8 protein-coding genes are annotated in these 16,175 nt (G+C 50.4%); 2 read left to right on the top strand and 6 right to left on the bottom strand.

Annotated elements, in window-relative coordinates:
• Positions 1 to 121 precede the first annotated feature (121 nt).
• Positions 122 to 943, bottom strand: coding sequence for a hypothetical protein (locus tag Mal48_RS09405; protein ID WP_145198322.1), 822 nt, complete (start codon positions 941 to 943; stop codon positions 122 to 124).
• A gap of 621 nt (positions 944 to 1,564) precedes the next feature.
• Between Mal48_RS09405 and hemL the strand changes: the two genes are divergently transcribed.
• A complete protein-coding gene (gene hemL, locus Mal48_RS09400; protein ID WP_145198320.1) occupies positions 1,565 to 2,863 on the top strand; it encodes a glutamate-1-semialdehyde 2,1-aminomutase in 1,299 nt (432 codons plus the stop codon).
• Positions 2,864 to 2,972: 109 nt separating this feature from the next.
• Positions 2,973 to 3,491: a DUF4870 domain-containing protein gene (locus Mal48_RS09395; RefSeq protein WP_145198318.1), complete on the top strand. Its 519-nt coding sequence runs from the start codon at positions 2,973 to 2,975 to the stop codon at positions 3,489 to 3,491.
• A gap of 77 nt (positions 3,492 to 3,568) precedes the next feature.
• Here Mal48_RS09395 and Mal48_RS09390 read toward each other — a convergent pair whose 3' ends face one another.
• Genes Mal48_RS09390 through Mal48_RS09370 form a run of 5 tightly spaced genes read right to left on the bottom strand, consistent with a single transcriptional unit; the run spans position 3,569 to position 16,168 of the window.
• Positions 3,569 to 5,941 carry a HEAT repeat domain-containing protein gene (locus Mal48_RS09390; RefSeq protein WP_145198316.1) on the bottom strand — a complete coding sequence of 791 codons (2,373 nt, stop codon included), beginning with the start codon at positions 5,939 to 5,941 and terminating at the stop codon, positions 3,569 to 3,571.
• Positions 5,942 to 5,957: 16 nt separating this feature from the next.
• Entirely contained in the window at positions 5,958 to 11,153 is a 5,196-nt protein-coding gene (locus Mal48_RS09385) for an MJ0042-type zinc finger domain-containing protein (protein WP_145205951.1), read from the bottom strand.
• Positions 11,154 to 11,200: 47 nt separating this feature from the next.
• Positions 11,201 to 12,313 (bottom strand): hypothetical protein, encoded by a 1,113-nt coding sequence (locus Mal48_RS09380; protein WP_145198314.1) that lies wholly within the window; start codon positions 12,311 to 12,313, stop codon positions 11,201 to 11,203.
• A gap of 8 nt (positions 12,314 to 12,321) precedes the next feature.
• Complete coding sequence (locus Mal48_RS09375; RefSeq protein WP_145198312.1) at positions 12,322 to 15,180, bottom strand: protein kinase domain-containing protein; 2,859 nt, start codon at positions 15,178 to 15,180, stop codon at positions 12,322 to 12,324.
• 19 nt (positions 15,181 to 15,199) lie between these two features.
• Positions 15,200 to 16,168 carry a hypothetical protein gene (locus Mal48_RS09370; protein ID WP_145198310.1) on the bottom strand — a complete coding sequence of 323 codons (969 nt, stop codon included), beginning with the start codon at positions 16,166 to 16,168 and terminating at the stop codon, positions 15,200 to 15,202.
• Between the last annotated feature and the right edge of the window lie 7 nt (positions 16,169 to 16,175).

Below are 16,175 nucleotides of genomic sequence, written 5' to 3'. Positions count from 1 at the left end.
TGGCAGACACAGAGAGATAAAATTGATTTACGCTTCGATGGTGAATCTCTTCTGCAAACGCAAGGTTCACCACGACAGTGCCTGAGGGGCATCCTCATTCCTGAATACGGATCCCACTTGATCAGTTCACAAGGAATTCAGACTCAGCGTTCTGCTCGATGGCGATCGCTTGCATTGATTCTTCGATGACAGACGTCTCGGTGAATGCAGTGCGAGGATCTGTTGAGCCTTTCTCTTCCGTCACTGTTTTTGCTGTCCAGGAGACGACTCCAAACGGCATCTCGGCTGAGCGAGTAAATTCACCGGTGCTGGTCGACCGATACACATTCGTTTCCATGGCGAATGTGCCAGTGTAAGTTGTGGTGGCAAAATCCCCTGCCAGAACTGAAGTTTGCCCCTTTTCCCCTTCCTTCAGCGTCGTGTAGTGCCGCAGTAAAGAAATAATGGGGTACAGCTGAAAGAGGTTCGCTTCAAGCTCTTTCGTTGGCTCATCGCCGATTTTGCGATATCCACGAACAATGGCGATATGCGAAGCAAAAACCGAACGTCCCGCTTTAACTGGTTCTTGTATTGTTCCTCTGACTTCAGATTCCGGAACCAGCAACTTATACATCCGGATTCCCCCGGGACCTGCATCGAGCACACCTTCGGGTGACTTGCCGGTTTCGACTTTAATTTCAATCCAACGGCACGGCACCGTTTCTCCGGCATACTCGGCTTCTTCTTTTCCGACCGAACGTATTTCTAAAATTCGATCCCAAGTCAGCGTTAAATCGCCTTCGGTTGTATCTGGCCGGCGAACGAGTTGTTTGTAAATACCTTTATAGCGAACCAGAGTTCCATCTTCCGGGAGTGACCAGATCAAGCCCTGAGCGTGTGATTCCGCGACAGAACCCAAGAGTGTGAGGGCCAGAATTCCCATGGTCAATATGGAACGTTTCATTCTCATCGTCTCCCGTTGCAAAGCAACAGTCTGTGTTGGCAATAAATGTCTGGGCAATAAATCTGTGTAGGCAACAAATTTTCAAGGTCAGCAATCCGCAGGCGCACTTCCCAACAAGGAGAGTATCCGCCTGTCTATCCGTTCGACTGAACTCACATCTTCTGTTTCGTCTAATAGTCTACGAAACATCAATCACTAGAATCCACTGATCAGATTCTGAATGTCGAGAGGATTGTAGGAAGAAAACCATCAAGCGTGCTTTGCAGGATATTCCGATCATGACGATCAACAGTCATACAGCCGGTAGATTCCCTGAAGTCCTTACAATGAATGTTTTCCCCGCAAGAAAACTCTCAGCTTGAAAAGGTACTGAAGTCCGGCCAGCGAGCAGATCTCCCGCCCTCGATTTCAGTCAGAAGACGAATCGATTAGCATGCCAGTCAGCGAATCTCATCGATCGCGAATATTTTCCACCACGGTCAAGGTCACAACAACACTTTCGTGTTTCATCCATTCGCGAAGCGAACTGTTCATATGGTGACATATCATGAATCGTTCATTTCCACGAGACGGAACGCGTACACAATTCCCAAACTGCTTTAGAAAGCGATAACTGGTCAGATGGCGAATCGACAGAACAGCGAAAATGAATTTCAGCGAGCTCAGCAAGTCATTCCAGGAGGAGTGAATAGTCCTGCCCGAGCATTTGGCGGTGTCGGGGGGACTCCCGTCTTCATTGATCGGGGCGAAAAGCAGTACCTTTTCGACATCGACGGAAATCGCTACCTCGATTATGTCGGGTCGTGGGGCCCACACATCCTTGGCCACAATCACCCTGCGATTGTCGGCGCCCTCGAAGCAGCACTTCCATCAGGAACAAGTTTCGGAGCACCCACGGTTCGAGAGTCCGAACTTGCAGAACTCATCGTTGATGCTGTCCCGTCCATTGAAAAAGTTCGCATGGTCAACTCAGGAACAGAAGCGACCATGAGCGCCATTCGGCTGGCACGCGGATACACCGGACGAGACGGTGTCGTCAAATTCGCTGGCTGCTACCACGGGCATGTTGATAGTCTCCTGGTGCAAGCTGGCAGCGGGGCTCTCACACTTGGAACTCCATCAAGTCCGGGAATCCCTGAAGGATGCACTCGTGACACGCACGTTCTGGAGTACAACGATGTCGAAAGTTTGATTCAACTTTTCAGCGAAGCTGGCGAGAAAATTGCGTGTGTGATCCTTGAACCTGTCGTCGGCAACATGGGAGTCGTTGCACCCACCACAGAATTCCTGAAAGCGTTGCGTCCCTTATGTACACAACATGGGGCAGTCTTGATTTTTGACGAAGTAATGACAGGCTTCCGGGTCGCCTTCGGGGGAGCACAGGAACGTTTCGGGATCACTCCGGATCTGACGACTCTCGGGAAAATTGTCGGCGGAGGACTTCCAGTAGGTGCTTACGGCGGAAAGACAGAGATCATGAATTCGGTCTCACCAGTTGGTCCTGTTTATCAAGCTGGGACGCTCTCGGGAAATCCCCTCGCAATGGCATCGGGAGTAGCAACTTTGCGGACCCTGAAAGAATCGAATCCGTATCCGCAACTGGAAGAAAAAACAACAAAACTTGTCTCAGGACTGGACGAAATTGCTACGAGCCTCGGAATTCCGCATAGCGTCGCGCAGGTCGGGAGTATGTTTACTTTCTTCTTTAATCCGGAACCGGTGACAAGCTTCGCGGTCTCTGCGAAAAACGACACCGAAAAATTCTCGAAGTATTTCCATGGTATGCTCGACCGGGGTGTTTATCTCCCGTGCAGCCAGTTCGAAGCCAATTTTGTAGGAGCCGAGCATACCGACGAGGATCTTGAACAGACTTTGAAAGCTGCCCGAGAGGTGCTGCAGGAGATTTCAACGAGCCCATAGCATCTCATGAAAGTTTTTTCTCGATTGTCTCTAAGATTTCGATTTTGTCTGCGAATCAATGAGTGAGTCATTGCGCATTCAATTCGGATCATGCCACACGAGGTGACAGATGAGCATCAGCGACGAAATCGAAAAACTTGAACGTTTACGAAATCAGGGAACGCTTTCAGAAGCGGAATTCCAAGAGGCAAAAGCCCGCGTGATCCAGTCTGACAGCCAGCAAGCGGTTTCGATGAGCTCTGAAGATATCTTCGGGATGAAACCGAATACATGGTGCATGCTGATGCACCTGTCTCAGCTTTTGTATGGGGTCGCGGGGATCGGATTTATTACTCCGATAGTCATGTGGTTGATGACCAAAGACCAAAACGCGGAGGCCGATCGTCAGGGAGCTGCAATTGTGAACTGGTTGCTCACATCGTTCCTTGCACTCGTTGTGACAGGAATCCTCTCTGTATTCTTAATCGGGATTCCATTCCTGATCATCTATATCGTTCTTGTCCACGTTTTCCCAATCGTCGGAGCCATCAAAGCTGCCAACGGAGAGTATTGGGAATATCCAACTTCAATCCGCTTTGTCAGATTTGATGAGAATCATCGGGACTCGTATGGTCAGGACTCGTACTGACAGAACTTATTCTGGGATCGCATTTTGAACGGAGAGGAGCTTTGGATTTCTGGGAAGCCCGTAAAAAACGGGTTTCGTTACTCCGAGACGATTTGTTTTTCCTGGCTAAGAATTTTAATCTTCGAATCGAGACTGGTACTGGCAAGACGTGAACCGTCGTAGCTGAAAGCAATGGCGGTGACTGGTCTCGCGTGGAGTTTGCGGACCATCAGTTCCCGGCCTTCTTCAGATTGCCAGAATCGAACAGTCCCACGAATCCCACCGTTGACCATGATCGTTCCTTCTGGATTGAAGGCGATGGCTGTCGGCATGTCGAGGTCGTGAGTACGACTGTCGCGAGGCACTTTGACTGCCGTGACTTCTTTTCTGGCTTGAACTGAATGGATTTCAATGGCTCCACGATCCGTTGAATATGAAGAAGTTTCCGCCAACCACATCCCGTTATGGCTCATCGCTTTCGGGCGCCCCGTGTAATTATACAGAACCTTTCCCGTCGCGAAATCTGTGACACGACCACCTTTGGTCACACTCCCGCTTCCGGTCGTTCCTGCTAAGGCGAGCACTTTTCCGTCCTCGCTGAACTGAGCGTAAGTTCGGCCTCCGGAATAATCCTCAGTCGAGATCAGCTTTCCATCTTCGAGATTCCATTTCCGAAAGTTTGCGTCACTCGAAATCGAACCGAGTGTATTGGCATCAAGGAACTTCAGTGCCGAGATACTGCCAAAGATTCCTCTTCGACTCGCAATCACGAGTTCGTGAAGAAGCTTTCCGTCTTCTAACGACCAGACATAAATTTTCTTACCCCGTCCGCCAGCAGCAAGAAATTGACTGTCACTGCTGAATGCGAAGGTTTCAAGTTCTTCATCCGGAGTTTGTACGTTGAGGTCAAACTTTAGCTTCGAGTTGTCGATGTCCCACAGAAACAGGCGATTGGCCTCCCCGCCGATAAACCGATCCCCCTTGACTCCCATCAACAGTTTTCCGTTCGGGCTCCAGCATAAGTGTGACAGGCGTTGCTCTTCCGGAACAATCAATTCCTTGGTCTGTGACCACAATTCTGGTTCCCAACCGAGGACTTCTCGGTCGATTTTCTCCATTGCAGCCTTCACACCGTCATCACCTGCGACTCCGAGTTCTGCGAGCGCCTGGCGGATTGCCAGTTCACGCTTGTTTCGCTCTCCTCGTGCTCCATCAATCCCTCGGGAAATTGCCCTTTGTTGGGCTTCGTAGCTTCCAACGCGATATTTTCTTTCCGATAAGACTTCTCCCAAAGCATTTGATGTCGACTTGGTGACAACATAGTTCCTTGGGACACTAATCCCGCGCCGTTCCTGAACTTCAATTTCATCCAGCCGATTGAGTGTTCGTACGAGTATCGGGATTACGGCGGGGTCTCCAGTTTTTGCCAGTGCATGTGCACTCGCAGAGATGAGTGAGGGCGATTCGATACTCTCCTTAAGAAGAGGGATCGCTTTTTCCCCGCAGTACCCTAAGCCCTCAGCAGCGCCCCGGCGGATCTCCCAGGACTTGGAAGAATTCTTAAGTGTCAGCTCTAAAGCCCGGAAAACATCAGGGTTTTCAGGATCAATACTTCCTGCCGCACGTGCTGCATTTTTCGCAAGTTTTTCCCCACCTTGGCGAATCAGGACGAGGAGTTCAGAGACAGCCTCTTTCGCTTCGGGACCTGCCCCGGTTAAGCCAGCGACTGCTTCCTCCTGAAGAGAACGGTCTGATGATCCAACCAGTGGAATCAGCAAAGGGATCATTTGCTCAGGAGTTTGCCACATTCGCAGAGCATTGATCGCGGCAGTTTTGACTCTCGTGGACTTCGAATCAAGCAAGGTTTTCTCGACCGATTTGGCTGCTGATTTCGCAGACTCTCCGATTCCTGCTAAAGCACGGAGCGTGTAGACCTTCACAGATTCGGATTCATGATCGAGCAGCTTGATGAGTTGCGGAACCGCTTCGGAGGCACTTGCCCCCATTTTTTCGAATGAAGCAACGGCACCACTTTTTGCATCTTGCGATGCATTTTCAATCGCCTCAAGTAAAAGAGGAATTGAAGTGGAGTCGTTTCCTTCCCCTTTCGCAAGATTCGCAATGGCCTCCTGCCGTTTCGCCTCTGCGGCCGACCTTTTGAATGAGACCACGACTCCTGCGACGATCATCAGACAAACGACAAGGATTCCAGAAGCCACCTTGAGCATCAAGGCTCGGGCCGCCGCTTGCTCCTGCGCCCACTTCTCACTGCTCGAGAGTTCTTTCGGCTTTGCTTTCTCTTTACGTTTTTTGTGTTCGCTGGATGAACCAGAAGACCGTGATGCTTTCACGACTTTGACTTGCACATCGTGTCCACATTTTTTGCACGCAAAAATTGCGGATTTCGGTTTCGAAGTTCTACTGTATTTTCGCCCGCATTTGGGACAAACTCCTTTATAGAGACGTTCCATGATCACACTCTCCCGCTCAATTCACAAGAATTGGAAATCCAATTGCACTGCCGGATATTTCAATTTGTTGAGGTCGCCCAATGTATTTCTCATACAACCCGGGGACCCTTTTCGCTGCTGATTTAAACCATGAATCGACATTCACCGGCTGGCCAGTTGCTTGACTCTGAACTCGCGAATCCGCAGCTCCCACGGATTCGAGTAATGCATAAGTCAGCAGGCTATGCCCAAGTTCTTTCGACTCTGCTGCAAGCTCATCTGCGGATGTCGCTGCGATCACAAAGACACCTTGCCCGGACCGTTCGACTGCGCCGCGGAAACCAAAAGGGTTCCGCTGTTGACCGATCAATTGCGTCGCCCCTCCGGACTGACAAGTATCAAAAATCAGCACTCGCCTCAGCGTCGGAATTTGTGCTAACTGATCAGTAATTTGGTCAACCGCTAAACCTTGCTGACGGACCATGTCTGTACGTTGTCGCTCAGTCGTTCCTCGTAAAGCGACAGCTGTCGTTTCATTGGAGGTCGTCGATTCTTGAGTGGGCTCGCTCGCTGGCAACCGGAATTCTTGAGGCAAAATGAAAAAACGCTGACCGACAGTCAGGCCATGCGAGGCGACGTAAACGACCAGCGTATCTTGCGGACGACAGCGAACAGAAAGTTGCCCCAATGCATTGAGGATGTTCGCTCGAGTTGCTTCTTCATCAAGTAGCTCGGTGACATGAATTTTCTCATAAATCCCCTCTGTCCGGGTTTGAAAGAGCTCGCTGATCGCTTTGGCATCGGAGACACAGAAGTCGAGTGGCGAAACTCCCGAATCATCGCGGTATTTATTGACCCCAATGCTGACCACATAGAGATCAGGCTTACCAACTCGGCCTTGAAATTCCAGTGATGTCTTAGCTGGTTCACTGACAATCAATCCGTTCGCGGATGTGCAATGTGCTTCAATCATGTTCCTCCCTGGAACCAAAGAGGCAGTAAACCGCCAGACTTCTGACTTGGCATCACCAGAGATTTTTTTACCATCGCTGATCCTGACGCCGTTTTGAGTGATCCACGGAATCGAAACGCCTCCACCGAGATCGGTCACAGCAATATCAACGGTGGCATTGGCTGGATCGTCTTGTGAATTGCTGGCCAGAATTTGAATTTGCGGGGCCTTTGTTTTGGGAGCAATTCCATCCGAGATTGGACGTTCCCCGTTCCAGACAGCTCCTAACAATCCGGGGTAATAAAATTTGGAGAAGAAACGCTCCAGCGGCAGCGCGGTGACCGAGCCTTCAAGCTGAAAGTAAACCTGCTCTCGACCAGCTGGGGAACCATCAAAATACCCTTGCGGAGTCACTGCAACCCAGCCATCTTCAAACACGAAAAGTCGAATCAGTTCTTCACCTGAAAGAATGTCATAAATTTTGACACTGCCATCGGCCTGTCCACAAATCAGTTTCGTCCCTTGCGAATTCATGCAGACACGTGTTGAGGTCTCAGGAACTTTCACCAACAACTCTTTGCCCTTGAGATCCCAGACCCCCGCGGTGAAGTCAGCATCCTCGGGGGCAGCGAAAAGCACCTTGTTTCCATCTTGACTCAACCCGCCACGGACGAGCTGACTACGTTCACGCCCTTCGATGGTTCGAAAAAGTTGCTTTTTGGTCTCAAGATCCCAGATCACGGCTCCGAGCGGTCTAGGGGTATCGCTCTGCAACGACATCGATCGAGCCAGCAGCTTGCTGCCATCGCTGCTAAACTGCAGAGTGCGAACTCTGCGTAGAAATGCGTCACGCATATCGGTTCGCGTGCGATCATTCTTCTGGCTTTTTTTATGCTCAAGCGGAATACGCTCGCCGGTTGAAAGATCGTAAAGCAAGACCGTACCGCTCGCCCCGGCTGCCAAATACTTTCCGTCAGGAGAAAGAGCCATTCCAACAAATCCGCCGACACCTTCGTCGGCTGTATCTTGTGCTGAAATGGAGCGGATGAGTTGCTGAGTTTCTGTGTCGACGACCGTGATCGAAACGCCATTCATTGAAATTGCCATTCGGTTCGCCAGTAATGCGTGGCAATGACTGAATCGGTTTTTGTTGCTGATTTCTCCGAGATGATCGAACCACCATCCGCTTTGGTATTCTCCAGTCCAAGCGTCAATCGCAGCCCTCTCTTTGGCTGGCGCATAGCCGTTATTGTTGGCCTTTGAGCAGACGATCTGCATCCCGGATGGCGAAAACGGAGAGATGTTCTGATGCCAATCTGAGGTAAGTCCTTGATGTGCTTCGACTACAGTCGAGGTATCGATGTTCACGAGATGCTCCGATGAGAGCAACATTCTGGTGCCATCTGGACTCAGGTAGAGGCTGTCGTGCTGAGGGACATTCGCTTGATAAATTGGCACACCACGATTCAGATCCCAAACAATCGACTTGGCCTTTCGGTCTAAAGGATCGGCAAACGACGCAGCGAGGCGATTGCCTGCGGGATCGATATCGATTGACGTTTGACTCAAAGGATGGGTGTATAAGATTGCGGGAGCATCGTTGCGAGTATTCGTGTCCCAAAAGCGGATGATCTTTGCTTCTCCGATCAAAACCTTCTCGCCATCGTGACTAAATGCGACATGTAGAATAGCCGGGTCTTTTTTCATCGCTGCTGGAAAACGGGCGAGTTCCTGACCAGAACTGGCGTCCCAGAGAATCGCCACCGGGCCGCAAGAGGCTGCAACGAAACGACCGTCCGGCGAGATCGCAGTCTTACTAATCCAAAAACCTTTCTGGACACAAACAGACTTTCGGAGTTGCTTCCCTGTGCCAGGGTCCCAGACACTAAAGTGAACTTGATCATCAGCCGTCGTTGCTGTCATCAGCAATCCAGACTTGGTAAATCTCGTTTTTGTATACCTTTGATTCGCACCAATTCCAATTTTGAGTTGTCGATGTTTTCGTAGAGTTCTTCGATCGTAAACAACAGCCAATGGCTGTCCGCCAGAACTGTATTGACTATTTTGAGACAAGCCGGTGACAATCCATTTTCCGTCTGGACTGGCGGAGATTGAAGTTACTTCCCCCTCTTGTTTTTCCGCTTCGATCTTTCCTTTCACGAGACGATGGAAAATCGGATCATAGCGATCTCCTCGCGCCCCTTTGGCACCTTGTACTGTGATCCCTTCGCACAATTCTGGATGATCTGAGTCAGCCAGTGCGCCAAGCACTTGATAGCTCTTTTCGTCACTGTCAAAAACAACTTGGGACTCGGGAAGAAGATCTTCTTCAAGTACAATTGCGTTGATTCGCTCGCCAGCCGACTCCAAAGGAATCAGAATAATCTTCTCTCCGGTCACTGCGCAGAGCTGAGAATTATCGGGGGAAAACGTGAGCAGAGATGTTTCACCGGGTAAGTCGATACGACGGACCAGCTCTCCCTGTTTTGGAGCCCAGATAAAAATAGCAGCATGACTGTCAGTGCTCACACGTGATCGATACGTGGTCCATTTCACGGAAGCTGCTAAATACTGTGAATCTCCACTGACAGCCATTGTGACAGGAGAACCGGTTAAATGTTGGATTGAATAATCCCCTAACAGAAGATGTTTCTGCTGATAAGTTGTGGCATCGATGATTCTCGTGGCGTCTTCCTCGGTCATGACTAACCAGGATCCATCAGGTGCAAAGAGCGCTGCTGTGAGATCGTCGCGATCTTTTGAAATATTTTGAGGTTCTGTTTCGCCGTTCAATTCAAAGAGCGCACATTCCTCATCGCGCGATTGATAGTCGAGCCCCAGTAAGAGTTTGTCTGCTTGTGAACTTAAGAACCAAGGCCCCCATCGATGAGTTTCCATCTCTCTCGTAATCGGAACATCGACGACTGCTTCGCCTGTTCCCAGGTCAATGAGAGAATAGGGATCGCCCGCTCCAACTCTCGGACGCCAGCCAAACAGTTTCCCTCCAGCGATCCGTAGCGAGTCGTTCACCGGAAAATGATTTGACGACTGTTTGCCCCGCAACATGTCGGCCATTTGTTTCATCAAAGCCAACTCATTTTTGATTTGTACTTTTCGCTCAGACACCCCTGATATCTCTTTACTCTCCAATGACTCACCAGATTCAAGAGACCACCGTGTTAATCGGTGAACAAGTTGACGCCTTATCGCGGCAGGGCCTCGGCCTCGAGTCTTTTTAGACTGCTGATCAGGGGGGAGCGGACCAAGGTATCTTTTTTCTTTGGTGACAACGCTCTCTCCATCTGCTGTGAAGGTCGCGATTTGGAATGACGCATGTGAGTCTTTGGGCGGAATATAGGTCCACATTTGGTGACCACTGGAAACATCCCAGAGAATGACTTCCTGGTGACTCTTTGTCAGCAAGGCGGTCCCGTCGCTGGAATATTCCACGTGCTCAATCTTGGAGGAGTGCTTCTTGGCTGCTGCGATTGATTGCGGTCTCTGAGAGTCCGCAGGCGAAACTGACAATCGAGTCACACGCCCAGCCTGCACATACACATCTCGCGAGGCTGTTGCCCCATCTGCAAATTTCACCTTGAGTGTTCGTTTCGAAATTGCTCTTGGAGCGAGATTTGGAATCGTCATCGAAGCTGAATCGTGAGTCACCAGTGAACCAATTTGAATCGTCGTGTCGGGAGGGCAAGTGACTTCAACAACAGCTTCTGTGGTGGCAAGTTGTTTCCCAAAGCGGTCGAAATCCGGGGCATTCACGGTTGCGAGGATTTCCTGCCAATCGACCGGGACCGGTTTCACACGGTTGATCTCTTCCAGTCTCTGAAGCTCTGGCTCTGGAATCGCGTCAGCGGTTTCAATGACGGGCAGGGCAGGGTTCGAAGCGTCAATCGAATCCTGAACTTCAGTCGAATCATCTGTTGCAGCGATGGTCCCATCAGAATTTGAAGGAGTCTGTTGGATTTCGTCTTGTTTTTGCTGCTCAGCTTCTGCCAGCTTCTGCTTTTCGGTCTCAAGATGCCAGATCGTGTATGAGACACCGACAAACATCAACACACAAACTGCAACCAGAAAACGAAAAATGAGACTCCCGCTCGACGAATCTTTCTGCTGCTGCTGCTGCTGCTGCTGCTGCTTCCCCTCAGACGAAGCCTCTTTCCCGACCAGGATTGAGTGCTTGCATTCCTTACACCGAATGCGTTTGCCATTCATGTTTTCCGTGACACGGTATTGGCGACCGCAGTGATCACATTGGAATTCAATTTTCATGACAGATCCTCCAACCAAAGTCGAGTGTTCTTCTTCAACTCCGCGATTTACGGTTTCTTGTAACGCACGCTAATGATGTCTCGAGTTCTGCCGAGGGTCAGATTGACCTCACGGAACGGCGTTGCGACTTTTTTCCCGCGACCTACAGCGTCGTCGAAGGCGTTGCGGAATTTTGATCGTTCGTCTGGCGGCGGGTCTCCTTTAGAATCCCAAGCTGCGGAAAATGCGGCAGTGATCGTGCCGACCAAATCGGGACTGACCAACTGCTCGGCGGCGGCACTCTCGGCATACCGTGTGATAAGAAATTCGTCGGAGGTGTTGTTTGTGCGGTGCCAGCCTTTCACGATCAATGAAGCTTTTTTCCGTACGATGAAGTGCCGGTATTTAGGGCCATTTGTGAAAGCGAAAGCACTGAGCCCATCTAACGTGAGTTCAACGGCCGCATCATGATTTGAGTCATTGATCAACCGAACCGCGAAGATTTCACCACGTTTGATGTCAACAAAAGGCAGACTGTCCGAGATGGAGATGCCTTGGGGATGATATTCTCCACTCGACTGCTTCGTGAGAATTTCGATTGCATAGGGGCTTGACGAAATGGTCTTGATCACGCTCCCCTGAACATCGACTTTCGGGTCTTCAATAATCGCATGAATCGTCTTACTTGCTTTGGCATGGCTGACTCCTTGTCCGAGATCGGGCTTGTTCAGCCCAAGAACCTGTGCGAGGACATTGGGATCTTCAATGCGGGAGTTCAATTCCAGAAGGGTCTCTCCGAAACGGTCCAGAATCTGAGATTTGATACGAAGTTCCAACAATCCGGTGGAACGCTCGGTGATGCTTCGATAGTCACCTTTGATTTCCAGTTTGGCTTTGCGGTTCACATCAACGCCATGCTGCTTGAGTTCGTCCGCCAGCATGCGACTGATCCCCGGTCCGCTACTTGCAACGGCAAAGGAAGGACCGGTAAATGCCCCGATGGCGATTTGCTCTTCTCCGCGTCCCTTCAAAAGCTTGGCGACTTTCTTGCTCAAGTCAGAGATGGCAGGGCGAAGCGCCTCGTTTGCGTTCACATTTGACTGGAACGCTGTCAGGAAGACCGCGACGAGGCAGAATACGAACGGGCTTTTTAAGCTCTGGGAGTGTCTGAATTTTTTCATGTTGATTCTCAAAAGACAGTCAGAGGAATCGAGCCTCTGAGTTGGCGCGACATTTCTTGAAACCGTGTGGGGATATTGATTTCAGACCAGATACTGCGGGGAATGCGTCCTCCATTGAGAACAGGTTTCACTCCCAACCTCTCAAGATCGGCATCGAATTGCATACGTGGTCGAATCACATTTTCGAATTCTGTGACATTCTCGTATCCGAGTTCTACGGCAAGATCTTCCAAGGTGAGATCACGCAGGTAGCGTCGGGTCACAAAGTTCACGAGCTCCGGCCACGAATCTTCTGGAGACTTTTCCAGTAATGGCAAAACGGCTTGATGCAGCGCAGCCATGAACCGTTCGCGGTCATTGTTCAAAGCTTTTTGCATTTCGTCTTTGGGGACGAACAACTGTTTCGTCTTTTCGAGTGCCTCTCCCTTGAGTGCGGTCCCCGTGCGAATTTGATCTTCAAAATCAATCATGCCTTCCCGATGACAAAACATGCAGGAAATACCATTGACGACAACATTGGAACCGGATGACTTTGCCGCATCGCTGACAACCTGAATCGGTCCTTCAGGAATTTGTCGACCTTTCGCATCTGTCAGTAAATAGGCTTGGAGGCCATTCGGCAAATTGAAAATCATCTCCCCTCCATCCTGTTCAAAGGCATGCTTCTCATAGGGGTTCCCATGAAATTGAGGCCCCAGGGGAAAACGCATTAAATCGCCGGTTTCATCGTTGCGAACAAAGTCGTAGCTTTTCCAGTACGCTCCATAAAGAGCATCATGACGGTCGACGAGACGGTTCTGATCCGAGACTCCACTTGTCAGAAACGCTGCACGTTGAACGCGGCCGTTGAGAAAGTTCTCAATCACATTGACGTTCAGTTTTCGTTCCAGTTCAGCGACGTCATGTGGAAGCCCGAGAATGTGCTCATAAAGCGGAGGCTGCGAGGCCGTCACGATGAACCAGTCGAGCCGGACTGTTGAGATTTGCGTTCCGGATTCTTCCGCAATTTGGCGTGCATTTGCAGAGGAGGGGTCATCGGTCGCTGGGCGAATCCCATACGGGTAGTATTTGAGAATTTCTTCCCATTGATCGAGAGTCCAACCGACATCCCTGATGTCAATCGCCATGACCGTCCCTGCCTCATCGATGACATGCGGGATCACAATTTCTTTACTCCAACTGAGGCTGTTGACAACTTTGGAAAGCGCAGCTCGGCTTCGGTTAAGCCCCTCAGAGCCCATGTCGGATGAGTTGTGAAGATTGAGAAGGGTGAAAAAGCGTTGGTATCGACGGTCAGCGCTCGGCTGTTGAAGAAGATAAACCTTGATTGATTCGAGAGCCTCATTTTGAGTGATATGAGGCCGGCTTTGGAGTGCAGGGAATGGGGCCCCCTCCGAAATCCACTTCGCAATCAATTGGCGTTCCTGAGAAGTCGGCTGCGGAGAGTCAGAAGGAGGCATATCTTCGTTCAGACCAACCCGCTCCCACAACAACGAATGTTCTGGATCACCGACACGAATATACGGCTCGGAATCTTCATCTGCTTGTGCAATTAAAGAGCGTCGATCTTTGACGTCAAACCCCGGGACAGCGAAATCGAGCCCATGACAGTCGTAACAGTACTTCGTGAGCGCCGTGATGGCAGCGACTGCGAGGTCATCATTCGGACGGGTAGGAAGAGATGTTTTCTGCTCTCCTGAAGTGGAGTCAGTTTTGTCGCTGGTTGCGGGGCTGGAGTCTGGCGTGTCGACATTGGAAGTTCCCCCTTGATGACTCGCGAGGTGACTCTCCGGCGGTCGCGCCCTATTATTGTCCTCCGAACTTTTTCCTACAGCATTATTCCCTGCTGCATTATTCTCGCTTGCATTTGCAGTGCTGTTCTGAGCGAGGGTTTCGTCTGGACCACGATTCCCGTTGAGAAAAAATGTCATCAAGAGCAGAATCAGAATCAGGCTCCCGGCTGCGATTCCCATCATTCTCGATTGTCTGGAACTCAATTTAAAAGAGGGCAGGGACAGATCAGCTTGAACGGCAGCCAAGTCAGTCGCCAATGCTCCGGCAGTGGCGTAACGTTTTTTGGGTTTCTTGGCGATCGCCTTCAGGCAAATCGCGTCCAACTTTTTATCGAGACCAGGCCGTAACTCCGAGGGCGGCTTCGGGTTTGTTGCGATGATACTCAGAAGCAAGGCTGGAAGGCTGTCCCCCTCGAATGGTCGTTTTCCAGTGAGCATCTCGTAGAAAATGACACCAAGGCTGAAGATGTCTGTTTGCGGCCCAATCTCGCCGTGCGATCCTCTTGCCTGCTCTGGAGACATGTAGGCGGGCGTCCCCATCAGTTGACCTGTGGCTGTCAAATTCTCATCAGAGTCCATCCGTCGTGAAAGTCCAAAATCGAGAATGCGTGGGTTGCCCGCCAAGTCGAGCATGATGTTGCTGGGCTTGAGGTCACGGTGCAGGACTCCCTGCTCATGCGCTGACTGCACAGCGCTGGCCAATTCATAACAAATTTTGACAACCATTTCTGGGACGAGTGGCTCACCACGTTCCAATAAATCTGCGAGTGATTCTCCCTGTACGAATTGCATTGTGAAGAAAGGGACACCACCGTACTCACCAACATCGTAGATGGCACAAATTCCGGAATGCTGAACCGCAGCTGCCGATCTCGCCTCACGCTGAAAGCGGGCAATGAATGTGGAGTCGTTCTGTTTAAGAAATGGGACCTTCAATGCCACTTCACGCTCTAGAGCCGGATCCCAAGCGCGGTAGACTGCCCCCATCCCTCCTTTTCCGAGACGCTTCGAAATCTTGTAACGTCCGAATTCTTCGGGCAGGTCTTCAGGATTCAGCACGGCTGGCTTTGTCACAAAAATTCTCCCTTATTGTTTATTTCTTCTCGTCGAGAAAACCGGAATTGACAGCTGCTTCTGGATTAAGTTTCTTAAGTGCATCGAACGCAGCCTTCTGCAATTTTTTGTTTTTTGACTCAGAAACAATTTTGGTAAGAGTTCCAACAGTTTGCGGGTCATCCGCTCCGATTTTCACAAGGGCTTCCGGGACGAGCAACGGCGAGGCTGCGAAGTTGAATCGCTGAGGCGTAAGCAGTTCAATTAATTCTGGAACAACGACCTTAGCCTTGGGGCCTGCATTAGCAGCTGCGAGAGTGACGAAGTCGCGAACTTCCGGGATTGCGTCAGTCTCGCGGTCTATGACTTTGAGTAAGTAGTTCAAATCGTGATGTCCCAAATCCATCACGATTGCACGGAGAATGTCCGGAGGCGATTTTCGCAATAGATGGTCCCATTCCGCACTCAACTGTTCGACGATAGGCTGAACAATTTTTGCTGGCTGAAGCTGTCGCAATGTTTTGTCGAGCGCTCCACAGACTCGACTATTCTTGGAGTACGTTGCAGCAGTGATCAACTCTGGTATCGCTAAATCTGATTGCCCTGTTTTATTGAGAATCAGAATTGCTTTGCGTTGCATCTTCTCGTCAGCGGATTGACGGATCGCATCAGGGACACCTTCCTTCTCCGGGTCGACCAGCGCGATGAGTACCTTGGTGTCGAGATGAAGATTTTCATCAACTGCCGTCTCTTCATTGAAATTATTCACGAACTCGATTGTCTGACCCAAACTCGAACCTGCATTCTCAGATTGAGACTTGGGAGCTACTTGTTCCGCCGGTGAGTTTTTGCTTCCTTCAGTTTGAGGATTCTCGGCTGCTTGAAGTGCAGTACCGGTATTTTTCTCCGCAGACTTCCCGGAGTCGGCCGGTTGCGAATTTCCACAACCTTGTCCGAGTGCCACAAACAGAATCAACGTGAGACTCCGTTTATTACTTCTACTCAACATGCAACCA

Source organism: Thalassoglobus polymorphus (genome assembly GCF_007744255.1).
Taxonomy (GTDB): domain Bacteria; phylum Planctomycetota; class Planctomycetia; order Planctomycetales; family Planctomycetaceae; genus Thalassoglobus; species Thalassoglobus polymorphus.
Note: the sequence above shows the minus strand (reverse complement) of the source record. Positions and strands in the feature narration are given on the sequence as shown.